The following is a 22606-nucleotide window of genomic DNA, read 5'->3' as shown; positions in this document are numbered from 1 at the left end:
CCCCTGTGGCACGACCGAATCGCCGCATCCTAGTCCGTTCGAGTCGATGCGTGCAACAAATTTACACAATGCAAGTTAGTGGAAGATCGGGAGTTTTTGCGCGCGCTCGAGCGGTGCCGCGGCGAGGGCGAGCCGATCGCAATGTCCTGTAAAGTCAGCGGCGACGGCGCCCACGATCGGCGTCTTGCCGGAGTGCACGGGTGATTCGCGTTCTGTTGGCGGAAGACCAGGCGATGGTGCGCGGCGCCCTGTCCGCCTTGCTCGGCCTGGAGCCGGACATCGAAGTGGTCGGCAGCGCCGCCGACGGCGAAGAAGCCTGGCGCCTGCTGCAGCAACTGCGCCCCGATCTGTTGGTGACCGACATCGAAATGCCAGGTCTGAGCGGGCTCGAACTGGCGCAGCGCGTGCAGCGGCACGAGCTGGCTTGCAAGGTCGTCATCGTGACCACCTTCGCCCGCGCCGGCTTCCTGCGTCGCGCACTCGACGCCGGCGTCGGCGGCTATCTGCTCAAGGACGCGCCGGCCGAGCAGCTCGCCGACGCGCTGCGCACGGTGCATCGCGGCGGCCGCGCGATCGACCCGCAACTCGCGCTCGAAGCCTGGTCCGAAGCCGATCCGCTGAACGACCGCGAACGCCAGGTGCTGCGCTACGCCGGCGAGGGCCTGACCGCCGGCGACATCGCCGAACGCCTCAATCTTTCGCAAGGCACGGTACGCAACTATCTGTCCGAAGCGATCGGCAAGCTCGGCGTCGCCAATCGCATCGAGGCGTATCGGCTGGCGCGGCAGAAAGGCTGGCTTTGAAGGGCCGGGATTGGGGATTGGAGATTGGGGACTCGGAACGGCGGAGGGCTTGAGCCTCTATCATTCTCAATTCTCCAATCCCAAATCCCCAATCCCGGCTTGAAAAAAAGCGACTTCCATTTCGACCTGCCGCCCGAGCTGATCGCGCAGGCGCCGTTGGCCGCGCGTTCGGCGAGCCGGCTGTTACTGGTTGATGCCGCGTCGTCTCGGCTCGAGGATCGGCGCTTCGCCGAGCTGCCCCAATTCCTCGCGCCGGGCGATCTGCTCGTGTTCAACGACACGCGCGTGCTGCCGGCGCGGCTGTTCGGGCACAAGGAGAGCGGCGGCGCGGTCGAAATCCTGATCGAGCGGGTGACCGGCACGCACGAAGCGCGCGCGCAGCTCGGCGTCAGCAAGAAACCCAAGCCCGGCGGACGCATCGTGCTGCAGGACGGCAGCGTGGCGACCGTGCTCGGCCGCGACGGCGAGTTTTTCCTGCTGCGTTTCGAAGGCCGCGAGCCGCTGGAGAAACTGCTCGCGCGCCTGGGCCGGATGCCGCTGCCGCCTTACATCGAACGCGATCCGAACTCCGCCGACGACGAGCGCTACCAGACCGTGTACGCGCGCGAAGCGGGCGCGGTGGCGGCGCCGACCGCGGGTCTGCATTTCGATCAGGCGCTCTTGGCCGAGCTGCGCGAGCGCGGCATCGACTTCGGCTACGTGACCTTGCACGTGGGCGCCGGCACCTTCCAGCCGGTACGCGCCGAGCGCCTGGAAGATCATGCGATGCATCGCGAATGGTTGAACGTCGGCGCCGGTTTGGTCGAGCAGATCCGCCGCACGCGAGCGCGCGGCGGGCGCGTGATCGCGGTCGGCACCACGGTCGTGCGCGCGCTCGAATCCTCGCTCCAGTACGGTGAGGTGGCGCCGTTCGCCGGCGAGACGCAGATCTTCATTTTTCCGGGCTATCGCATCGCCAGCGTCGATGCGCTGATCACCAACTTTCACTTGCCCGAATCGACCTTGCTGATGCTGGTATCCGCGTTCGCCGGCCGCGACTTCGTGCTGGCCGCTTACCGTCACGCGGTCGAGCAGCGCTATCGTTTCTTCTCTTACGGCGATGCGATGTTGGTATGGCCGCGGGGCGGGGATGGGGGATTGGGGATTGGGGATTCGGAAGAACAGCGATGAATCCGCTTTCGGTCGCGTCTCCCGGACTTTCGTTTCCTTCAACCCAACCCAATCCATTGTCGACTTGTTGGTGCTCGTCTCTACCGAATCCCCAATCCCGAATCCCCAATCACGGCTTTCATGAAATTTGATCTTCTCGCCACCGACGGCACCGCGCGCCGCGGCCGTCTGACCTTCCCGCGCGGAACGATCGAGACGCCGGCCTTCATGCCGGTCGGCACCTACGGCTCGGTCAAGGCGATGACGCCGCGCGACCTGGTCGAGATCGGTGCCGAGATCATTCTCGGCAACACCTTCCATCTGTTCTTGCGTCCGGGGCTGGATGTCGTCGGTGAATTCGGCGGGCTGCATCGGCTGATCGGCTGGGAGCGGCCGATCTTGACCGACTCGGGCGGCTTTCAAGTGTTCAGCCTGGCGCACAAGCGCAAGATCAGCGAGGAGGGCGTCGCGTTCGCTTCGCCGGTCGACGGCGCCAAGGTGTTCTTGTCGCCGGAGGAATCGATGCGCATCCAGCGCACGCTCGATTCCGACATTGCAATGATCTTCGACGAATGCACGCCGTATCCGGCAACCGAGAAGCAGGCGCGCGATTCGATGGAGTTGTCGCTGCGCTGGGCCTTGCGCTCGCGCCGCGCGTTCGACCAGTTGGGCAATCCCAATTCGTTGTTCGGCATCGTGCAGGGCGGCGTCTACGCGGATTTGCGCAAGCGTTCAGCCGAGGCCCTGATCGAGATCGGCTTCGACGGCTATGCGATCGGCGGTCTCGCGGTGGGCGAGCCGGAACACGAGCGCAACGCGACCTTGGAAGGCGTCGAACCGCTGCTGCCGAAGGAACGGCCGCGCTATCTGATGGGCGTGGGGCGGCCTGAAGACATCGTCGAATCCGTGCGCCGCGGCGTCGACATGTTCGACTGCGTGATGCCGACGCGCAACGCGCGCAATGCGCACCTGTTCACCCGCCACGGAACCTTGCGCATCCGCAACGCGAAGTTCGAGCGCGATACGCGCCCGCTCGACGCGGACTGCGCCTGCTACACCTGCCGCTCCGGCTTCAGCCGCGCGTATCTGCGCCATCTGGACCGCTGCGGCGAAATGCTCGGGCCGCAGCTGGCGACGATTCACAACCTGCACTACTACCAGGAACTGATGCGCGGCCTGCGCGAGGCGATCGCGGCCGGGCGCCTGGACGCCTTCGTCGCCGATTTCTACGCGCAGCGCACCGCCGAAGCGGCCTGATCGGCGCGCCACGGCGGGGCAGGGACGGCCTGCCGGGCCTGTGGCATACTTCGCGACCTTTTTCTAACGGCCTGCCGTTCGCGCCGGCCGCAGCACCACTGGAGACAGCATGGACTTCTTCATCACCAACGCCTACGCCCAGGCGGCCGCGCCGGGTGCCCCGAGCAACCCGCTGCTTTCGTTCCTGCCGCTGTTGATCCTGTTCGCGGTGTTCTACTTCATGCTGATCCGCCCGCAGATGAAGCGTGCGAAGGAGCAGCGCGCGATGATCGGCGCCTTGGCCAAGGGCGACGAAGTGCTGACCAACGGCGGTCTGCTCGGCCGCATCGAGGACATCGCCGAGCAGTTCGTCACGCTCGAGGTCGCTCCGAACGTGGTGGTCAAGCTGCAGAAGCAGGCGATCTCCGCGGTGTTGCCGAAGGGCACGTTGAAGTCCGCGTAGTCCTCCGTTTTTAGGATATGTAGCCCGGCCGGACACGGTCGGGATGTCGCTGCCTGGAATCCAAGATGAACGATTTTCCCCGCTGGAAATCCGTGCTCGTCGTCGTCGTGCTGCTGCTCGGCGTGCTGTACGGCGTGCCGAACCTGTTCGTGCAGCAACCGGCGGTGCAGATCGTCGCCAACCGCGGCGCCACCGTCGACGCGGCGCTGAAAGAGAAAGTGCAGGGTGAGCTGGAGAAGCAGAAGATCGGCTTCCAGTCCATCGATCTGAGCGGCACTCATCTGCTCGTGCGTCTGCCGGTCGGCGCCGCCGACGATCAGACCAAGGCGGTCGAAGATCTGAAGCAGACGCTCGGCGACCAGTACACGGTCGCGCCGAACCTCGCCTCGACCGTGCCGGGCTGGATGCGCTCGATCGGCGCGCGCGAAATGCCCAAGGGCCTGGACTTGCAGGGCGGCGTGCACTTCCTGATGGAAGTGGACGACAAGGAAGTGCTGGAGAAGCAGCTGCAGCGCTACGCCGACGACATCCGCGCGACCTTGCGCGACAAGAACATCCGTTATCAGTCGGTCGGCCGCGGCCCGCAGGGTCTGGTGGTGCAGCTGCGCAGTGCCGAGGACCGCGACGCGGCGCTGGCCGCAATCCGCACCGGCGTGCCGGATTTGAGCATCGCCAACGGCGCCCAGGTCGGCGAGGCGTATACGCTGAACGCCGGCGTGAAGCCGGAGAAGGTGCGCGAGATCGCGCTCAACACGATCCGCCAGAACCAGGCCACTCTGAGCAACCGCATCAATGCGCTCGGCGTGGCCGAGCCCTTGATCCAGCAACAGGGCGAATCGCGCATCGCGGTCGAGCTGCCCGGCGTGCAGGACACCGCCGAAGCGAAGAAGATTCTCGGCGCGACCGCCACGCTCGAATACCACGCCGCCGACGAAACCGGCAACGCGATCGAAGCGGCCAACGGCGGTGTCGTGCCGCCCGACAGCAAGCTCTACTACCGCCGCGAACTCGGCCCCAGCGGCCAGAAGCAGCCGGTGCTGTTGAAGAAGAAGATCATCGTCAGCGGCGATGAGATGGTGGATGCGTCCAGCGCGCCCGATCCGCAGAACGGAACGCCGGCGGTCAATGTCACGCTCAACGCGACCGGCGGCCGCAAGATGCTCGATTTCACCTCGCAGAACGTCGGCAAGCCGATGGCGGTGGTCTACATCGAGCGCACGCCGGAAACGAAGATCATCGACGGCAAGGAAGTGCGCAGCACGAAGGTGACCGAAGAGGTCATCAGCGTGGCGACGATCCGCGGCGTGTTCTCCAACCGCTTCAACACCTCGGGTCTGGGTAGCAACAAGGAAGCGTCCGACCTCGCCCTGATGCTGCGCTCCGGTTCGCTCGCAGCGCCGGTCGATATCGTCGAGGAACGCGTGATCGGTCCGAGCCTCGGCGCCGACAACATCAAGAAGGGCGTCTACGCGGTGCTGCTCGGTCTCGGCGCAGTGCTGATCTTCATGGCGTTCTATTACTGGGTGTTCGGCCTGATCGCCGACATCGCGCTGTTCTTCAACCTGGTGCTGCTGCTCGCGGTGATGAGTGCGATCGGCGTGACCCTGACCATGCCCGGCATCGCCGGCATCGTGTTGACCTTGGGCATGGCGATCGACGCCAACGTGCTGATCTGCGAACGCGTGCGCGAAGAATTGCGCAACGGTTCGACGCCGCTGGCTTCGATCCGCGCCGGCTACGACAAGGCCTGGGCGACCATTCTCGACGCCAACGTGACCCACCTGCTCGCCGCGCTGGCGCTGATGACGCTCGGTTCGGGCGCGATCCGCGGCTTCGGCGTGACGCTGTTCATCGGCATCCTGACCTCGATGTTCACCTCGGTCACGGTCACCCACGCGATCACCACCTTCGTGCACGGCCGCCGCAAGCTGAAGGGCTTGTCGATCGGCAGCGGCTACTCCAGAGCGGGAGCGGCGTAATGGAACTTTTTAATCCCAACAGCAACATCGACTTCCTCGGCTGGCGCAAGATCAGCATCGCGATCTCGGTCGTGCTGATGATCGCTTCGCTCGCGCTCTTGGCCACGCGCGGCCTCAACTACGCGCTCGACTTCACCGGCGGCGTGCTGGTGGAAGCCAAGTACGAGCAGCCGATCGAAGTCGATCAGGTGCGTGCCGCGCTCGACGCCGGCGGCTTCCACGGCGCCCAGGTGCAGAGCGCCGGCAGCACGCGCGAGGTGTCGATCCGCCTGCAGCCGCAGGAAGGTCAGAAGGACGCCGAGCGCGTCGGCGCCGACGTCATCGGCGCGCTGGCCAAGCAGCGTCCGGACGCGACGCTCAAGCGCCACCCGGACCTGGTCGGCTCCTCGGTCGGCGCCGATCTGCGCAACGACGGTATCGTCGCGGCGGTGTTCGTGATGATCGGCATCATGATCTACATCGGTATCCGCTTCGAGAAGCGCTTCGCGATCGCCGCGATCGCCAGTGAAATCCACGACACCATCCTGACGCTCGGCTTCTTCTCGCTGATGCACATCGATTTCGACCTGACCGTGCTTGCCGCGCTGCTGGCGGTGATCGGTTACTCGATCAACGACAAGGTGGTCGTGTTCGACCGCGTGCGCGAATTGTTCCGACTGACGCGCAAGGCCGATTCGTATTCGATCTTGAACAAGTCGATCAACCAGACGCTGTCGCGCACGATCATGACCTCGGTCACGACCTCGCTGTCGATGTTCGCGCTGTATTTCGTCGGCGGCCCGGCGGTGGAAGGCTTCGGCCTGACCATGCTGGTCGGCATCGTGATCGGTACGCTGTCGTCGATCTTCTTCGCCAACCCGATCTTGTACTGGCTCGGCGTATCCAAGTCCGACCTGATGCCGGTGACCAAGGAAAGCCCGGAACTCGAGCGCCGGCCGTAAGGACGCCGCCGCTCAGGCGGCGCCGTCGCCGGGCGGCTTCATCTCGCGCCGTACGTACGCTTCCAGCGGCACTCGCGTTGCCGTCGTGCGCACCACTCGGCGCGACGGCGGCAGCGGTGTCTGCCAGGACGAAGTGTCGGGCTGGTCGTCCGGCCAGCCGCGCGGGAACCACGGCAGCAGGATCGAGGTGGCGTCGCGGTACACGCGATAGTCCTCGCCGCGCATGCGCAAGGCCTGCGCCTCGGCCAGCGGAATCGACACCACCCAACCGCCCATCGTCAGCAGCGGGCCGAGCAAGGTCAACGCCCACAGCGGCCCCGGCATGCCGACCGCGAGCAGCACGTAGCTGAACCAGTGCACCGCGCTGAAGAAGTAGTTCGGGTGGCGCGAATAACGCCACAGACCGCGCCGGCAGGTGTGGCCGAAATAGCGTGGATTCGCGCGGAAGGTCGACAGCTGCATGTCGGCGTAGGCTTCGCCCGAAAGCCCGATCAGATAAACGAGCGCCGCCAACAGAGTCCACAGATCGGCGCCGACCAGCGGATTGCTGGCGGCGATGTACAACGGCAGCGAATACAGCGCGGCCGAGATGCCGCGCCAGAGGAACAGCGCGAAGAAATACCCTTCGGGATGAGCCCGGCTCTCGCGCAGATGGCGATAGCGCGCGTCTTCGCGTTCGACCAGGATGCGGCGCAGCAAATGCATGATGAGGCGGAATCCCCACAGCCCGCCCATCACGGCGACCAGGAGCTGGGAGGTCGGCGAACCCTGCGCGACGATGCCGTAGTAGATCGCGCTGGCGCTGATGCAGCAGGCCCACAGCAAGTCGGCCAATCCCGCATTGCGCAATCTGCGCTGCACCAGCCAACCGGCGAGCAAGACCGCCACGTTCGCCAGCAGCATCCACAGTGGCAGCAGCGGATTCATGTCTCAGTTCTTCGCGCGGTCGAATTCCACGCTGCCCCCATCGACGGACAAGCGCAATACTCCACACCGCCGCGGCCCAGCGCCAGTGCTCGTGCTCGTGTTCCCAGCGTCCTTGAATGCCGGCAGCGGCGACGACCCCGCGGGTCGCCGCACCGGCCCCAGGAGCTTCCGCCGTGCTGGGTATACGGGGTGTGAAAAGCGCGCCCGCCGAGGCGGGTATTTCTCGCTACCCGGTCACGAACTGACAACAAGTCAGGCCGTTTCGGGAATCCAGAAGCGCTGGTCGGCCAGGCGCTCGCGTCCGAGCTTGCCCTTCAACTTCGGCAGCTTCAGCGGTTTGTCCGGCGGCGCGCGATCGGGCAGCTGGGCGAGCAGATGCGAGATCAGGTTCAGCCGGCCGCGCTTCTGATCGTTGAAGTCGGCCACGAACCACGGTGCCGAGGCGGCATGCGTCGCCTTCAGCATCGCATCGCGCGCCTTGCCGTAGGCGGCGTATTGCTCGCGCGCCTTGATGTCGACCGGCGAGATCTTCCAGCGCTTGAGCGGATCGGTGGCGCGGTCGCCGAAGCGCTCCTCCTGCTTGTCCTGATCGACCGCGAGCCAGTACTTGAGCAGGATCAGGCCGTCGTCGGCGAGGAGTTTCTCGAACACCGGGCAGTCGGCCAGGAAGCGGCGGTACTGCGCGTCGCTGCAAAAACCCATCACGTGTTCGACGCCGGCGCGGTTGTACCAGCTGCGGTCGAACAGCACGATCTCGCCCGCCGCCGGCAGGTGCTCGACGTAGCGCTGGAAGTACCACTGCGTCGATTCGCGTTCGCTCGGCTTGGGCAGCGCGACGACGCGCGTGTAGCGCGTGTTCAACGGCTCGCTGATCGCCTTGATCACGCCGCCTTTGCCGGCTGCGTCGCGACCTTCGAAGATCACGGCGACGCGCTTGCCGGTCGCGATGATCGAGCGCTGCAGCTGGACCAGATCTTTGTGCAGATCCTCGAGCGTGTTGGCGTACTGCTTCTTCTTCAGTTTATCCACGTCGCCGTCTCCGTCTCGCCGGTAGCGCCGGCCGCGCCGATCATCGCTCGCGCAGGCGCGGCAGCAGGCCGGCCAGATTGCAGGGTTTGGTGGTCGCGTCCAGCTGTGCCCGGATCAGCTTCTCCCAGGCCGTGCGGCAGGCCGAGGTCGAGCCCGGCAGGCAGAACACGAAGGTGTGATTGGACAGGCCGGCGAACGCGCGCGATTGCATGGTCGAGGTGCCGATCTCCTCGAAACTGATCTGGCGGAACATTTCGCCGAAGCCCGGCATCTCCTTGTCGAGCAGCGGCAAGATCGCCTCGGGCGTCGAGTCTCGGCCGGTAAAGCCGGTGCCGCCGTTGACGATCACGCCGTGCACGTTCTCGTCGGCGATCCAGGCGGCGACCACCGCGCGCACGAGATAGCGGTCGTCCTTGACGATGCGCCGTTCGGCCAGCCGGTGCCCGGCCTGGCCGAGCGAAAGCACGAGGTAGTCGCCGGAGCTGTCCTCGGCGGCGCTGCGCGTGTCGGAAACGGTCAGTACGCAGAGATTGAGCGGAACGAAGTCGGCTTGCGCAGTCATGCGGCCAGCGTAGCGCGCGGCGCCGGCCGCGGGAAGCCGCCGCCTTCTAGCCGATCGCCGCCGGCGGCATCCCGGCGCGATGACGGCGCGACATCTCACGTAATACGGCGAAGAAATCGGTGGCCAGCGCGGACATGTCGAACAGGCCGCTGCCGCGCCGCCGCTCGGCCAGTTCGGCGCGCAGGGCCGCGCGTGCATCGGTGTCGCGGCCGAGCCGGATCGCAGCGTCGACGAAAGCGGCATCGTCCGCCGCATTGAGCTGCGCCAGGCCGAGATGATGATTCAGGCTTGCCGCGACCCGCGCGGCGAAGGTCGCGCCGGGCACGGTCAGCACCGGGCAGCCGGCCCAGATCGCATCCGAAGCGGTGGTATGCGCGCCGTAGGGCGAGGTGTCGAGGAACAGATCGGCGTGGTGATAGCGCGCGAGGTAGTCGGCGTGCGGCAGCTTGGACATGAATACCAGCCGTGCCGCGTCGACGCCGCCGCGCTGCGCTTCGGCGCGCAGACGATCGTCGGCGCGTTCCGGCCCGGACAGCAGCCACAGCACCGAATCGGGCACGGCGCGCAGCACCGCGAGCATGCGCTCGAAGTCCGCCGGATTGATCTTGTAGCTGTTGTTGAAGCAGGCGTAGACGACGCCGTTCGCGGGCAGGCCGCAGTCCGTCCGCGACGGCGGCTCACCGACCACGCGCGTCGGATCGGACGGCTGGAAGCAGCGCGGCAGCCACGCCACCGCTTCGGAAAACTGCGCGCACAGCGACGGCGGCAGCACCACGCGGTCGGCGATCGCGTAGTCGATCCAAGGAGCGCCCGAGGTGCCGGGATAGGCGAGCCAGCCGACCTGCAACGGGGCAGGACGCAACGCCAGCGTTTCGGCGACGCTACCGCCGCCCCAGCCGCGCAGGTCGATCAGGATCTCGATCGCTTGCGTGTGGATGCGTTGCGCCAATGCGACGGCGGAAAGCTCGGCGCATTCGTGCAGTGCTTGCGCGGCCGCGTGCAGACGCTGGCGAATCGCGCTGCCGTCGTCGGCGCTGGTCGCGAACAGCTCGAAGTGCAGGCCTTGTTCGCGCAACGCTTCGAACAACGCGACCGTCAGCAAACCGGTCGGATGGTTGCCGAAGCCGTTGGAGACGAAGCCGACGCGCAGCGTCGCGTCGGCAGGCAAGACCGGCTGCGTCAACGCGAGGCGCGCGCGCAGCGGTGCGGCATTCGCTTCGACGTCGCGTGCCGCATGGCGCGCGCAGTGCAATTGCTCGGCGGCATCGGCCGGCTCGGACAGGAAGCCGAACGGCGCGATGCCGGCGGCACCTGCGCCGACCCGCGCGCGCAACGCGTTCGACAACGCATCGAGATCGCGCCAGTCACACAGCTGTCGGCGCAGGAACACGAGCTGGCCGAGGGCGTGATGCAGGTTCGCATCCAGCGTCAGCGCGCGTGCATGCGCTTCGGCGGCGACGGCGAACTTCTTCTGCTCCTCCGCCATCAGGCCGATCTGATACGGGAAGCGTGCGTCGCGCGGATCGGAGCGCGCGCCGGCGGCGTAAGCAGCCTCGGCTTCGGCGTGCCGCCCTTGCGCGCCGAGCACATGGCCGAGCAGGAGCAGGCCTTGCGGGTGGCCGGGCGCGAGAGCGAGCGCGTGCCGCGCATCGCGCTCGGCTTGCACGAACTCGCCGAGCGCCAGCTCGATCGCGGCGAGGTTGAACCACGCGCCGACATAGTTCGGCGCGACCGCCGTGCCGGCGCGATACGCCGCGCCGGCGCCGGCCAGATCGCCCGCCGCGCGCCGCGCATTGCCCAGTCCATTCAATACGGCCGGATGCTGCGGCGCCAACGCGTACGCGTGCTCGAGCGTCGTCACCGCCGCCGCCGCGTCACCGTCCGCCAACAGCACGCTGCCCAGATTGCACAGCACCTCGATCGATTGCGGCGCCAAGCGTTGCGCAGCGATCAGCGCCTCGCGCGCCTCGCTGGTGCGGCCCAGCTGCAGCAATGCGATCGCATGCAGACGCGTCGTTTCCGCGTCCCTGGGAAACTGTGCGCGCAAAGCAGCGGCGCGTGCTTCGGCGTCGGCGATGCGGCCTTGTTCGAGCGATTGGACGACGGTTTGCAGCGCATCCGGCGGCGCGGACAGGAGCGATTCGGTCATTGGACGACGCTAACCCAGGCGGAGGATTTGCGCTATCGCCGCACGTTGCGCGGCGGCCGGGGCGGATCGATACTGATTCGAATGCAGCGGGTTTTCGGCAGTGAGGCAATCATGAAGTCGTGGATCGCTTTGGGACTGTGCGTAGTAGGAATGTTGGCCGGCTCGAATCTTTGGGCTGCGAGCGAAGCGAAGACGATCCGGCTGAATTGGGCCATTTCCGTGGACGCGAGCGGGGCAGTCACGCAGCTCAGCAGCCGAGACAAAGTCCCATCGGATTTGCGCGAGAGACTGGAACACGAGATTCGCACTTGGCGCTTCAAGCCCGGCACCCTCAACGGGCAACCGGCCGCGACGGAATCGGTCCTGCGGGTCAGGCTGCAAGCGACGCCGATCGACGACAAGCGAGTCGCGTTGCGCATTGCCAGCATCGACACCGGCGGCTACTACGGCAAGCGGGTGCCGCCGAGATATCCCGATGCATCGGTCAAGGCGCGCCGCCAAGGCTTGGTTCTGCTTCAGGTCCGCTACGGCGGCGATGGGCGCGTGACCGACGTCGACGTCTATCCGGGTGCGCCGCATGCGGACAAGCCGCTGGTCGATGCTGCCTTGGCCTCGGTGCGTCAGTGGACGTTCGCGCCGGAACTCGTCGGCGGACATCCGTTGGCGGGCACCGTCCTGGTGCCTGTCTGCTTCAATCTCGCGGACAGCCGAGTGCGACCGCCGAAATGCGATTGGAGCCCTCCCGGTGGATGGGGAAGCCGTCTCGCCGATACTGAACAAAGCGGCGACTCGCCGCTGTTCGATTCGGTGCTGAAGCTCGAAACCGCGGTCGCCGGCCGCACGCCCTGAGCGGGGTCAGGCGGTTGCGGTCAGCCGCTGCAACTGATCGGCCTGATCCTCGCGCGTGAGCGCGTCTACCACCTCGTCGAGATCGCCGGCGACGATTTCGGGCAGGCGGTACAAGGTCAGGTTGATGCGGTGGTCGGTGAGGCGGCCTTGCGGGAAGTTGTAGGTGCGGATGCGCTGGCTGCGGTCGCCCGAACCGACCTGCAATTTGCGCGATTCGGCTTGCGCGGCGGTTTGCTTGGCCTGCGCGTCGTCGAGCAGACGCGCCTTCAGCAGCGACATCGCACGTGCGCGGTTCTTGTGCTGGCTGCGCTCGTCCTGGCATTCGACCACGATGCCGCTCGGCAGATGCGTGATGCGGATGGCCGAGTCGGTTTTGTTGACGTGCTGGCCGCCGGCGCCGGAGGAGCGGAAGGTGTCGACTTTGAGGTCGGCATCCTTGATCTCGATGTCCTCGACTTCGTCCATTTCCGGCAGGATCGCGACGGTTGCGGCCGAGGTGTGGATGCGGCCTTGCGCTTCGGTTTCCGGCACGCGCTGCACGCGGTGCGTGCCCGATTCGTATTTCAGGCGCGAATACGCGCCCTGGCCTTCGACGCGCGCGATCACTTCCTTGTAGCCGCCGTGCTCGCCGGCGCTTTCGGACAGAATCTCGACGCGGAATCGCTGCCGCTCGGCGTAGCGCAGATACATGCGCATCAAATCGCCGGCGAAGATCGCCGCTTCGTCGCCGCCGGTGCCTGCGCGGATTTCCAGGAACAGATTGGCCCCGTCGCGCGGGTCTTTCGGCACCAGCAAGCGGTTGAGTTCGTCCTCGAGCCGGCTGCGCTCGCCTTCGAGCGCGGCGATTTCTTCGACCGCGAGGTCCTTCAATTCCGGATCGCGCAGCATCGCTTGCGCCGATTCGAGCGCGCTGCCGGCTTCGTCGTAGGCGCGCAGGCTTTCGGTCAGCGGGGTCAGCTGCGAGTGCTCACGCGAGACCTCGCGCAGCCGCTTGGCGTCGGCGAGGACTTCGGCGCTGGCGAGCAGATGCTCGAGTTCCTCGTGGCGTTCGGCCAGTTGTTCGAGCTTGCGGCGGATCGTGGGTTGCATGGAGGGCCGGGATTGAGGACTTGAGATTGGGGATTCGGAAGAGCCGGGCTCGGCGTCTTTCGTACTGCGGAATGGTGAGCGGATCGGTATGGTCTGACTTTACCAATCCCCAATCCCTAATCCCCAACCCCCGCTTCCGTGTCGAACAAGCGCTCGGCCGCGCGCAGCAGTTCGGCATCGCCGCGCAAGGCGGCGGCGCGCAGGTTGGCGCTCGGTGCGTGCAGCAGCTTGTTGGTCAGCGTATTGGCGAGGAAGGCGAGTGCTTCCTGCGGCGGACGGCCGCGCGCGAGCAGGGCCTGTGCCTTGGCCAGCGTCTCGTCGCGGCTGGCTTCGGCGACGCGGCGCAGGTCGACCAGTGGGTTGTGCGCGTCGAGCGCACGCCACCAACCCATGAAATGCTCGACCGAGAGCTCGATCATCGCTTCCGCTTCGCGCGCGGCTTCGCGGCGCGAACGCAGGTTGTCGTCGATGACCTGGCGCAGGTCGTCGATGGTGTACAGATAAACGTCTTCGATCTCGGCTGCGGCCGGTTCGATGTCGCGCGGCACCGCGATGTCGACCAGAAACATCGGCCGGCGCCGGCGCGCGGCGATGGCGGCGGCGACCTGGGCGCGGCTCAGCACCGGTTCGCGGCTCGCGGTCGAGGCGATCACGATGTCGGCTTCGGCCAGATGCTTGCCCAGATCCGCCAGCGCGATGGCGTAACCGCCGAAGCGCGTGGCCAGGCTTTGCGCGTGGTCGAGCGTGCGGTTGGCGACGATCAGCCGGCGTACCTTGGCCTCGGTCAGGTGGCGCGCGGCGAGTTCGATCGTCTCGCCGGCGCCGATCAAGAGCACGCAGGCCTCGCGCAGGTCGGCGAACACGCGTTCGGCCAGCCGTACCGCGGTGAATGCGACCGAGACCGAATTGGCGCCGATGCGGGTGTCGGTGCGCACGCGCTTGGCCACCGCGAAGGTGTTCTGGAACAGGCGCTCCAGCGGTGCTTTCAGGGTGTGGGCGTCGCGCGCGAAGGCGTAGGCGTCCTTGACCTGGCCGAGAATCTGCGGCTCGCCCAGCACCATCGATTCGAGCCCGGTGGCGACGCGGAACAAGTGCCGCACCGCATCGGCGTCCTGGTGGTGGTAAAGGAACTCGTCGATGCGTGCGCGGGTCAGGTCTTGATGCCGCTGCAGCCAGGCGGCGGGCGTGCCTTCAGCGCCGGGTTCGACGGTGCAGTACAGCTCGGTGCGGTTGCAGGTGGACAGGATCGCCGCCTCGCGCACGCCCGGCTCGGCCAACAAGTCGGCCAGCGCCGGCGAGGTCGCCTCGGGCGGGAACGCGACGCGCTCGCGCAGGGCGACCGGTGCGGTCAGGTGGTTGAGTCCGAGGGCGACCAGAGCCATATCGAGTGAGAGTGAGGCGTGGCGAGTCTCGATGATGGAATCAGCGATGACGGGATCGGCTAAGCTAGTTCGCGACCGTTGCCGATACTGGCGCAACGCCTGCGCCGAGCGCCGCGAATTGTGCGGGCGCGATCCCGCGATATCAAGCAAGACAAGGCTTTGCATGCACGACGGAATGCCGCACCGCCCTCGAATTTCGCTCCGTTTCGGCGCCGCTTGCGCCGCCGTGGCGGTCGCATTGGCGGCCTGCACGCCGCTGCCGTCCAAGCCGTCGGCGGCGAGCGCCGAACTGCGGCCGGCGGTGGTGCCGGTGGCGGCGGAAAACGATCTGATGCTGAAACTGCTGGCGGCGCAGTTCGCCTTGCAGGGCGACGACCTCGCCACCGCCGCGCAGGGTTACGCCGAAGCGGCCGACCTTTCCAGCGATCCGGCGGTGAGCGAAGAGGCGACGCGGCTTGCACTGGCGGTCAAGCAATGGCCGCTCGCGCGGCGTGCGCTGGCGCGCTGGCAGGCGCTCGCTCCGCAGGAACCCGGCATCGTGCAGGCGCGCGCCGCGCTGGCGCTAGGTGAGCAGCGAGCCGACGACGCCTACGGCGATCTCGCCGCCCTGGCCGCACGCGGCGACGAGCAGGGCTGGCGCCTGATCGCGCAGACCTTGTTGAACGCGCCGGACAAGGCCGCGGCCGCGCAAACGCTGGAACGGCTCGCCACGCCGGACCATTTGTCGGCGAAAGAGACGAACTGGATCGCCATGAGCCAGCTCGCCTTCAAGCTCGGCGACAAGGCGCTGGCGCAGCGCCTCTCCGATCGCGCGGTAGCGAAGTTCCGCGGCGGCGAAAGCTATGCCTGGAGCGCGCGCCTGGCCCTCGATCGGGGGGACAAGACGGCAGCGCGCGAGCAATACGCCGCGGCGCTCAAGCGCGATCCCGGCAGCCTGCGGTTGCGCGGCGGTTACGCGGCGCTCTTAGCCGACAGCGGCGACAACGCTGCGGCCGCGCGCGCGCTCGAGCGCGGCGCGCAGGACGACACCACTTACGGCGCGCGCGCCGCGTACGCCGCGCGTGCCGACGACGAAGCCGCGCTGACGCGGCTCTACCGCGAGATGCAGGCCGACAAGAGCGCGCGTTCGGGCAAGCGGCTGTATCTGCTCGGACAGCTCGGCGAAATGCTCGAGCGGCGTGACGACGCGCTCGGCTGGTACCGCGAGATCGGCGACGACGACGAGCATTGGTTCGACGCGCAGTTGCGCGTGGCGGTGCTGCTCGACCAGCTCAACCGCAGCGCCGAAGCGGTAGATTTCCTGCATCAACTGCAGGCGCAGACCGCCGAAGACAGCGAACAGCTCGGTAGCGCCTATCTGCTCGAAGCCGAGCTGCTCGCACGCAAGCAGCGCCCGCGCGAGGCACAGGCGGCGTATGCGCGCGGTCTGGAGGCGCTGCCCGACGACACGCGCTTGCTCTACGCACGCGCACTGCTGGCAGCCGAGCACGGCGATAGCGAGGCGGCCGAACGCGATCTGCGCCGCGTGATCGAACTCAAGCCCGACGACGCCGAAGCAATGAACGCGCTCGGCTACACCTTGGCCGACGGCAGTCCGCGCGGCAGTCCCAAGCTGGGCGAGGCGCGTGAGTTGATTCGCCGCGCGATCGAGCTGAAGCCGAACGAGCCGGCGATCATCGACAGCCTCGGTTGGCTGCATTACCGGCTGGGCGATCTCGATGCGTCTTTGAAACAGCTGCGTCGCGCCTACGAGAAACAACCCGAACCCGATATCGCCGCGCATCTGGGCGAAGTGCTATGGGCCAAGGGCGAGCGCGAGGAAGCGCGTCGGATCTGGGATGAAGGCCGCAAGAAAGATCCGAAGAACAAGGTGCTGCTCGAAACGATCAAGCGGCTCGGCGCATGAGCCGCGGCGTCTTGCGTCTGGTCGCGGCAGTCGCGCTGCCGCTCTTGCTCGCCGCCTGCGTCGGCCAGCGCGTGAAGCCCGTATTGCAGCCGGCTGACGCCGACCACCTCGCGCGCCAGACCGAGCGCGAACGCACACTCGGTGCCGTCACGGATTGGAGCCTGCGCGGCCGCCTCGGCGTGTCCGATGGCCGCGACAGCGGCAGCGGCTCGCTCGAATGGGCTCAGCACGGCGCCGCGTTCCGCTTCAGCATGCACGCGCCGGTCACCGGCAAGACCTGGACGCTCACCGGCGACGCGCACGGCGCGCGGCTGGAAGGTCTGCGCGAGCAGGCGGTCGAGGCGGGCGATGCGCAGAGCCTGCTCCAGCGCGAACTCGGCTGGCACGTGCCGGTGGCCGAACTGACTTATTGGGCGCGTGGCCTTCGCGCGGGCTCCGCTGCGCAGATCGCGTTCCGTGCCGACGGCTTGCCGGCCGAGATCGAGGAAGCCGGCTGGAAGGTGGAATATCTCGACTACGACACGACGCGCACCCCGCCGTTGCCGAGCAAGGTGTTCGCGGCCAAGGGCGAGTACAAGGTCCGCCTCGCCATCCGCGAGTGGGATGCGCGGTGACGGCAGCGCTCGAAGGCACCGGCTGGAGCGCCTGGCCGGCGCCGGCCAAGCTGAATCTGTTCCTGCACATCGTCGGCCGTCGCAGCGACGGCTACCACCTGCTGCAGACCGCGTTCCAGATGCTCGACTGGGGCGACACGGTGCGTCTGCGCCTGCGTGAGGACGGCGTGATCGGGCGGCCCGATCCGCTGCCCGGCGTCGCTGCGGAGAACGACCTTGCGGTGCGCGCTGCGCGCACGCTCCAGGCCGCCGCCGGCGTGCACTTCGGGGCGGACATCGCGATCGACAAGCGCATCCCGCTCGGCGGCGGTCTGGGCGGCGGCAGTTCCGATGCGGCGACCGTGCTGGTCGCCCTGAATGCGTTATGGGACACGGGCTTAGACGAGGACGAGCTGGCTGCGCTGGGCCTGCGCCTGGGTGCCGACGTACCGGTGTTCGTGCGCGGCCGCAGCGCCTGGGCCGAAGGGGTCGGCGAGCGCCTGACCGAGCTGGCGCTGCCCGAACGCTGGTACGTCGTCGTCGACCCCGGCGTCAGCGTGCCGACAGCAGCCCTGTTCGCGGCGCCGGAATTGACACGTGCTGCGCTGCAGCTGACAATTCCGCGCTTCCTTGCGGGCGCCCGGACGAGCAACGTGTTCGAGCCGGTCGTGCGCGAACGGTTTCCCGCGGTGGCGCAGGCGCTGGACTGGCTCGGCCGCTACGGCGAGGCAAGGCTCAGCGGCTCGGGCGGCTGCCTTTTCGCGGCGGTCGATACGCGCGAAACGGCAGCGCGGATCGTGGAAAGTTGTCCGGACGGAACGCGCGCTTTCGCGGCGCGCGGTGTAGCGGTCTCACCGCTGTCGGCGCGGCTGCAGGAATGGCGCACCGAAGCGGGATAGCGACCCATGTTTGCTTTCCTTCTTCCGCTGGCGGGAGAAGGTGAGTTCGAGGATCTGAGTGGTTCGCGGCACAGGAGGTGCTGCAGGCGCGTCGCGGAGCGACGTGTCGAGGAAGACGTGGCGCGGTTTTGCCGCGACCTTTTTCATGCAAGGCGGGCGAAAGCCCGCTGCGCGCACGGTGGGGCGTCGCCAAGCGGTAAGGCACCGGGTTTTGATCCCGGCATTCGCAGGTTCGAATCCTGCCGCCCCAGCCAACCCAAGCACTCGCGCGCGAGCGTTTGGGTTGACTGGGCTGGATAGTCTCCACACTTTGCCGGCCATCGGCGGTCGGCGCCCTTGCGCGGCAGGGGCCGGTGGTTTGCGTATCGGAGTTTTGCAGCGTGGATACCAACGTGAACAGCCCCGGCATCCTGGTTTTCACCGGCAATGCGAACCGCCAATTGGCGTCCGCGATTTGCACCGAATTGAACGTGCCGCTCGGCAAGGCCCTGGTCGGTCGCTTCAGCGACGGCGAGGTGCAGGTCGAGATCGAAGAGAACGTGCGCCGGCAGGAAGTCTTCGTGGTGCAGCCGACGTGCGCGCCGACGGCGGACAATTTCATGGATCTTCTGGCCCTGATCGACGCGCTCAAGCGCGCATCGGCGGCCAGCGTGACCGCGGTGATCCCGTACTTCGGTTACGCCCGGCAGGACCGCCGGCCACGCTCGGCGCGCGTGCCGATCACGGCCAAGGTCGCCGCCGAGATGATCGGCGTGGTCGGTACCGACCGCGTGCTGACGGTGGATTTGCACGCGGACCAGATTCAGGGCTTCTTCGACATCCCGCTCGACAACGTGTACGCCTCGCCGGTGCTGTTGGCCGACATCTGGCGCTACTACGCGAAGGACGACCTGATCGTGGTTTCGCCGGACGTCGGCGGCGTGGTGCGCGCGCGCGCGATCGCCAAACGCCTCGACGACGCCGACCTCGCGATCATCGACAAGCGTCGTCCGCGCGCGAACGAAGCGACGGTGATGAACATCATCGGTGAGGTCGAGAACAAGGTGTGCGTGCTGGTCGACGACATCGTCGATACCGCCGGCACGCTGTGCGCGGCGGCGGCGGCGCTGAAAAAGCGCGGCGCGCGCAAGGTCGTCGCCTACTGCACCCATCCGGTGCTGTCGGGTCCGGCGATCCAGAACATCGTCGGCTCGGCGCTGGACGAAATGGTCGTCACCGACACGATTCCGTTGTCGGACGCGGCCAAGGCCAGCGGCCGCATCCGCCAGCTCTCGGTCGCCGAGCTGTTGGCCGAGACGATTCGCCGCATCGCTTATGGCGAATCGGTCAGTTCGTTGTATGTAGATTGAAAGCTGGGATTGGGGATTGGGGATTGGTAAAGCGCAGAGCTTTGTCTTCAGCGAATCCCGAATCACGAATCTCCAATCCCGGCTCCACCCCTCTCCTGGTCGCGGGAGAGAGTCCATGCCGCCGTGAGGCGGCACAACCGCAGTAAAGGCAATAGAAAATGGCAAAGACACATCAAATCAGCGTGGAAAAGCGTGACGACCAGGGCAAGGGTGCGAGCCGCCGCCTGCGTCGCGCCGGTTTCGTTCCGGCAATCGTCTACGGTGGCGAGTTGCAGCCGGTCAGCATCCAGATCGAGCACAAGGCGGTCTGGCATGCGAGTCAAAACGAGTGGTTCTACTCCTCGATCCTCGACCTCAGTCTCAACGGAGACGTGCAGAAAGTGCTGTTGCGCGACATGCAGCGTCATCCGTTCAAGCAGATGGTGCTGCACCTGGACTTCCAGCGCGTGAACGAGAACGAGGCGATTCGCGTACGCGTGCCGCTGCACTTCCTCAATCAAGAAGATTCGCCGGCCGGCAAGGCCTCGGGCGTGGTCATCACGCACGAGCTCAACGAAGTCGAAGTCTCGTGCTTGCCGAAGGATCTGCCGGAGTACATCGAAATCGATCTGTCCGAGCTGAAGGTCGACGACATCGTGCATCTGTCCGATCTCAAGCTGCCCAAGGGCGTCGAGATTCCGGAGCTGCGCCTGGGCAAGGAGCACGACAACGCCGTCGTCATCGCCAAGGAAGTCCGCGAAGAAGTCGAAGAGGCTCCGGCCGAAGGCGAAGCCGAAGCGGCTCCTGCGGCTCCGGCCAAGGCCGCTCCGGCCAAGGCTGCGCCGGCGAAGAAGGACGAGAAGAAGTAAGAACCGCACGCAAGCGAGATCATGCGTCGGCCAGCGGTCGGCGCAGGCGGTTCGGAAAAGCCAGCGGAGCCCGGCTCCGCTGGCTTTCTCATCAAAGAGGCCGTGCCGCGGCCGATCTCAGCAGCGAGCGTTCTCATCGTCATGGCGGGTCTTCGTCTCATCGTCGGCCTCGGCAATCCGGGCGCCGAGCATCTCAGGACGCGGCACAACGCCGGGTTCTGGCTGGTCGATGCGCTCGCACAGCGCGAGGGCGCGCGCTTCGGCGTCGAATCCAAGCTGCGCGGCGAGACGGCGAAAATTTCTCTGGCCGGTGCGCCGTTGTGGCTGCTCAAGCCGACCACGTACATGAATGCGAGCGGCGCCTCGGTCGGCGCTGCGTTGCGTTATTGGAAGATCGAGCCGGAAGAGATGTTGGTCGTACACGACGACCTCGATCTGGCGCCCGGTGCCGCGCGCCTGAAGTTCGACGGCGGTCACGGCGGCCAGAACGGTCTGCGCGATCTGTTCGCGCACGTCGGTCACGGCAAGTTCCATCGCCTGCGTCTGGGCATCGGTCATCCCGGGCACAAGGATCGTGTGCACGGCTGGGTACTCGGCCGTCCGTCCGCGGTCGACGAGGGAGCCATGCTCGAAGCGATCGGACGCTCTCTCGACGTGCTGCCGCTGGCCGTGTCGGGCCAGTTCGAGGCGGCGATGAAGCAATTGCACACGAACAGTCGGGATTAGGGATTGGGGATTGGGAATTCGGACAGGCGAAAGCCGATCCGAGGTCTCGATCCGCAGCTCTCCAATCTTGGCTCTTACCAATCCCAAATCCCCAATCCCGAATCCCGGACTCAACCATGGGTATCAAATGCGGCATCGTCGGCCTGCCCAACGTCGGCAAGTCGACTCTGTTCAACGCGCTGACTAAGGCCGGCATCGCGGCGGCGAACTTTCCGTTCTGCACGATCGATCCGAACGTCGGCGTGGTGCCGGTACCCGATCCGCGTCTCGACGCGCTCGCCGGCATCGCCAAGCCGCTGAAGGTCATTCCGACCTCGATCGAGTTCGTCGACATCGCCGGCCTCGTCGCCGGTGCCTCGAAGGGCGAGGGCCTGGGCAACAAGTTCCTCGCGCACATCCGCGAAGTCGACGCGATCGCGCACGTGGTGCGCTGTTTCGAGAACACCGACATCGTGCACGTCGCCGGCAAGATCGATCCGATCTCCGACATCGAGACGATCGACACCGAACTCGCGCTGGCCGATCTCGAATCGGTCGAGAAGGCACTCAACCGTGTCGAACGCGCCGCCAAGGCGAACGACAAGGACGCGATCGCGCGCCGGCCGGTGCTGCAAAAGGTGCAGGCAGTCCTCGACGACGGTCGCGCGGCGCGTTCGGCCGGCCTCGACGAGGACGAGAAGGCGCTGTTGCGCGATCTCTTCCTGCTCACGCTCAAGCCGCTGATGTACATCGCCAACGTCAAGGAAGACGGCTTCGAGAACAATCCGTTCTTGGACAAAGTGCGTGAGCGTGCGGCGCAGGAAGGCGCCGAAGTGGTGCCGGTGTGCGCCGCGATCGAAGAGGAAATGGCGCAGCTCGAAGACGCCGACCGCGACGAGTTCCTGAAAGATCTCGGCCTCGACGAGCCGGGCCTGAATCGTGTGATCCGTGCCGGCTACAAGCTGCTCGGCCTGCAAACTTATTTCACCGCCGGCGAGAAGGAAGTGCGCGCTTGGCAGGTGAAGAAGGGCGCGACCGCGCCGCAGGCGGCCGGCGTGATCCACACCGATTTCGAGCGCGGCTTCATCCGCGCCGAGACGATCGCCTACGACGACTACATCAAGTACAAGGGCGAAGCCGGCGCGCGCGACGCCGGCCGGCTGCGCCTGGAAGGCAAGGAATACCTGGTCAAGGAAGGCGACGTGCTGCACTTCCGCTTCAACGTCTGATGACCGACGCGGCCGCCGTCACGATTCGTCTCGCGCGCTTCGGCGATGCGTCGGCGATCAGCGCGCTGGTGGTCGAATCGGCGCGTCGCTACGTGTTGCCGGAGCAGCCGCCGGCAGCGATTGCGCCGCTGCTCGAGTGGATGGGCACGGCGGCGATCGGCGCGCGCATCGGCGCCGGTCAGAGGCATCACCTCGCCGAAGTCGGCGGGCGTCTGGTCGGTGTCGCGGCGACGCGCGACGACAGCCATCTGAATCTGCTTTTCGTCGACGTCGCGTTCCACGGTCGCGGCATTGCGCGGGCGTTGTGGGAAACGGCGCTGGCGGCCTGCATCGAATCAGCGCGGCCCGAGCGCATCACGGTCAACTCGTCCGCATTCGCGGTGCCGGCCTATCACCGGCTCGGCTTCGTCGAGCTCGGGCCGGCAGCGCTCGATCGCGGCGTGCTGGCGACGCCGATGGAATATCGCCTATCTGCGGCGAAATCCGTCTAGCGCCGCGCAGCCGCTAGGCGATACGCGG

At 66.8% G+C, this 22606-nt stretch carries 21 protein-coding genes and 1 tRNA gene; 16 read left to right on the top strand and 6 right to left on the bottom strand.

The window, feature by feature from the left end; genetic code table 11:
• Positions 1-200: 200 nt before the first annotated feature.
• The 6 genes from AC3QL3_RS15910 (at position 201) to secF (ending at position 6571) form a co-directional block, all read left to right on the top strand.
• Positions 201-803, top strand: a complete 603-nt coding sequence (locus AC3QL3_RS15910; RefSeq protein ID WP_492895063.1) for a response regulator transcription factor — start codon at positions 201-203, stop codon at positions 801-803.
• Positions 804-902: 99 nt separating this feature from the next.
• The gene (queA, locus tag AC3QL3_RS15905; RefSeq protein WP_492895062.1) at positions 903-1973 is read left to right on the top strand and encodes a tRNA preQ1(34) S-adenosylmethionine ribosyltransferase-isomerase QueA; all 1071 of its coding nucleotides are present in this window, start codon (positions 903-905) and stop codon (positions 1971-1973) included.
• Positions 1974-2093: 120 nt separating this feature from the next.
• On the top strand, positions 2094-3209 hold the full coding sequence (gene tgt / locus AC3QL3_RS15900) for a tRNA guanosine(34) transglycosylase Tgt (protein WP_492895061.1): 1116 nt from the start codon (positions 2094-2096) through the stop codon (positions 3207-3209).
• Positions 3210-3318: 109 nt separating this feature from the next.
• Positions 3319-3651 (top strand): preprotein translocase subunit YajC, encoded by a 333-nt coding sequence (gene yajC, locus AC3QL3_RS15895; protein WP_492895060.1) that lies wholly within the window; start codon positions 3319-3321, stop codon positions 3649-3651.
• Positions 3652-3716: 65 nt separating this feature from the next.
• Entirely contained in the window at positions 3717-5630 is a 1914-nt protein-coding gene (gene secD / locus AC3QL3_RS15890) for a protein translocase subunit SecD (RefSeq protein WP_492895059.1), read from the top strand.
• A complete protein-coding gene (secF, locus tag AC3QL3_RS15885) occupies positions 5630-6571 on the top strand; it encodes a protein translocase subunit SecF (RefSeq protein WP_492895058.1) in 942 nt (313 codons plus the stop codon). The genes secD and secF overlap by 1 nt, the downstream gene beginning before the upstream one ends.
• A gap of 12 nt (positions 6572-6583) precedes the next feature.
• Here secF and AC3QL3_RS15880 read toward each other — a convergent pair whose 3' ends face one another.
• From AC3QL3_RS15880 to AC3QL3_RS15865, 4 genes are all read right to left on the bottom strand, one after another.
• Positions 6584-7498, bottom strand: coding sequence for a DUF1295 domain-containing protein (locus tag AC3QL3_RS15880; protein WP_492895057.1), 915 nt, complete (start codon positions 7496-7498; stop codon positions 6584-6586).
• 252 nt (positions 7499-7750) lie between these two features.
• Positions 7751-8527, bottom strand: a complete 777-nt coding sequence (gene ppk2, locus AC3QL3_RS15875; RefSeq protein ID WP_492895056.1) for a polyphosphate kinase 2 — start codon at positions 8525-8527, stop codon at positions 7751-7753.
• A gap of 40 nt (positions 8528-8567) precedes the next feature.
• Positions 8568-9089 (bottom strand): molybdenum cofactor biosynthesis protein B, encoded by a 522-nt coding sequence (gene moaB / locus AC3QL3_RS15870; RefSeq protein WP_492895055.1) that lies wholly within the window; start codon positions 9087-9089, stop codon positions 8568-8570.
• A gap of 46 nt (positions 9090-9135) precedes the next feature.
• Entirely contained in the window at positions 9136-11238 is a 2103-nt protein-coding gene (locus AC3QL3_RS15865) for a tetratricopeptide repeat protein (RefSeq protein WP_492895054.1), read from the bottom strand.
• Between the two features lie 276 nt (positions 11239-11514).
• Here AC3QL3_RS15865 and AC3QL3_RS15860 point away from each other — a divergent pair, with 276 nt between their 5' ends.
• Positions 11515-12087 carry an energy transducer TonB gene (locus tag AC3QL3_RS15860; protein WP_492895053.1) on the top strand — a complete coding sequence of 191 codons (573 nt, stop codon included), beginning with the start codon at positions 11515-11517 and terminating at the stop codon, positions 12085-12087.
• 6 nt (positions 12088-12093) lie between these two features.
• Here the strand turns inward: AC3QL3_RS15860 and prfA are convergent, their stop codons facing one another.
• Both prfA and hemA read right to left on the bottom strand, forming a co-directional pair.
• On the bottom strand, positions 12094-13176 hold the full coding sequence (gene prfA, locus AC3QL3_RS15855; RefSeq protein WP_492895052.1) for a peptide chain release factor 1: 1083 nt from the start codon (positions 13174-13176) through the stop codon (positions 12094-12096).
• Positions 13177-13292: 116 nt separating this feature from the next.
• Entirely contained in the window at positions 13293-14558 is a 1266-nt protein-coding gene (hemA, locus tag AC3QL3_RS15850; RefSeq protein ID WP_492898951.1) for a glutamyl-tRNA reductase, read from the bottom strand.
• A gap of 226 nt (positions 14559-14784) precedes the next feature.
• On the opposite strand from hemA, the gene AC3QL3_RS15845 reads away from it, so the two are divergent.
• The 9 genes from AC3QL3_RS15845 (at position 14785) to AC3QL3_RS15805 (ending at position 22578) form a co-directional block, all read left to right on the top strand.
• Complete coding sequence (locus AC3QL3_RS15845; RefSeq protein WP_492895051.1) at positions 14785-16464, top strand: tetratricopeptide repeat protein; 1680 nt, start codon at positions 14785-14787, stop codon at positions 16462-16464.
• On the top strand, positions 16461-17078 hold the full coding sequence (gene lolB, locus AC3QL3_RS15840) for a lipoprotein insertase outer membrane protein LolB (RefSeq protein ID WP_492895050.1): 618 nt from the start codon (positions 16461-16463) through the stop codon (positions 17076-17078). The genes AC3QL3_RS15845 and lolB overlap by 4 nt, the downstream gene beginning before the upstream one ends.
• Entirely contained in the window at positions 17075-17956 is an 882-nt protein-coding gene (gene ispE / locus AC3QL3_RS15835; protein WP_492895049.1) for a 4-(cytidine 5'-diphospho)-2-C-methyl-D-erythritol kinase, read from the top strand. The genes lolB and ispE overlap by 4 nt, the downstream gene beginning before the upstream one ends.
• Before the next feature lie 179 nt (positions 17957-18135).
• Positions 18136-18210 (top strand) — tRNA-Gln (locus AC3QL3_RS15830).
• Positions 18211-18348: 138 nt separating this feature from the next.
• Entirely contained in the window at positions 18349-19305 is a 957-nt protein-coding gene (locus tag AC3QL3_RS15825; RefSeq protein WP_492898949.1) for a ribose-phosphate diphosphokinase, read from the top strand.
• Positions 19306-19463: 158 nt separating this feature from the next.
• Complete coding sequence (locus tag AC3QL3_RS15820; RefSeq protein ID WP_492895048.1) at positions 19464-20153, top strand: 50S ribosomal protein L25/general stress protein Ctc; 690 nt, start codon at positions 19464-19466, stop codon at positions 20151-20153.
• Between the two features lie 141 nt (positions 20154-20294).
• A complete protein-coding gene (gene pth, locus AC3QL3_RS15815) occupies positions 20295-20879 on the top strand; it encodes an aminoacyl-tRNA hydrolase (RefSeq protein ID WP_492895047.1) in 585 nt (194 codons plus the stop codon).
• A gap of 116 nt (positions 20880-20995) precedes the next feature.
• A complete protein-coding gene (gene ychF / locus AC3QL3_RS15810; protein ID WP_492895046.1) occupies positions 20996-22087 on the top strand; it encodes a redox-regulated ATPase YchF in 1092 nt (363 codons plus the stop codon).
• Entirely contained in the window at positions 22087-22578 is a 492-nt protein-coding gene (locus AC3QL3_RS15805) for a GNAT family N-acetyltransferase (RefSeq protein WP_492895045.1), read from the top strand. The genes ychF and AC3QL3_RS15805 overlap by 1 nt, the downstream gene beginning before the upstream one ends.
• Positions 22579-22606: the final 28 nt, after the last annotated feature.

Source organism: Dokdonella sp. GW821-FHT11D02 (genome assembly GCF_058808595.1).
This window is presented reverse-complemented; position numbering and strand designations above follow the sequence as displayed.

Bases quoted from the DNA above. Each gene is read 5' to 3' on its own strand.
- secD (WP_492895059.1), top strand. From the start codon at position 3,717: ATGAACGATTTTCCCCGCTGGAAATCCGTGCTCGTCGTCGTCGTGCTG.
- AC3QL3_RS15805 (WP_492895045.1), top strand. From the start codon at position 22,087: ATGACCGACGCGGCCGCCGTCACGATTCGTCTCGCGCGCTTCGGCGAT.
- secF (WP_492895058.1), top strand. From the start codon at position 5,630: ATGGAACTTTTTAATCCCAACAGCAACATCGACTTCCTCGGCTGGCGC.
- moaB (WP_492895055.1), bottom strand. From the start codon at position 9,089: ATGACTGCGCAAGCCGACTTCGTTCCGCTCAATCTCTGCGTACTGACC.
- yajC (WP_492895060.1), top strand. From the start codon at position 3,319: ATGGACTTCTTCATCACCAACGCCTACGCCCAGGCGGCCGCGCCGGGT.
- AC3QL3_RS15880 (WP_492895057.1), bottom strand. From the start codon at position 7,498: ATGAATCCGCTGCTGCCACTGTGGATGCTGCTGGCGAACGTGGCGGTC.
- ychF (WP_492895046.1), top strand. From the start codon at position 20,996: ATGGGTATCAAATGCGGCATCGTCGGCCTGCCCAACGTCGGCAAGTCG.
- pth (WP_492895047.1), top strand. From the start codon at position 20,295: ATGGCGGGTCTTCGTCTCATCGTCGGCCTCGGCAATCCGGGCGCCGAG.
- AC3QL3_RS15865 (WP_492895054.1), bottom strand. From the start codon at position 11,238: ATGACCGAATCGCTCCTGTCCGCGCCGCCGGATGCGCTGCAAACCGTC.
- AC3QL3_RS15820 (WP_492895048.1), top strand. From the start codon at position 19,464: ATGGCAAAGACACATCAAATCAGCGTGGAAAAGCGTGACGACCAGGGC.
- tgt (WP_492895061.1), top strand. From the start codon at position 2,094: ATGAAATTTGATCTTCTCGCCACCGACGGCACCGCGCGCCGCGGCCGT.
- hemA (WP_492898951.1), bottom strand. From the start codon at position 14,558: ATGGCTCTGGTCGCCCTCGGACTCAACCACCTGACCGCACCGGTCGCC.
- lolB (WP_492895050.1), top strand. From the start codon at position 16,461: ATGAGCCGCGGCGTCTTGCGTCTGGTCGCGGCAGTCGCGCTGCCGCTC.
- prfA (WP_492895052.1), bottom strand. From the start codon at position 13,176: ATGCAACCCACGATCCGCCGCAAGCTCGAACAACTGGCCGAACGCCAC.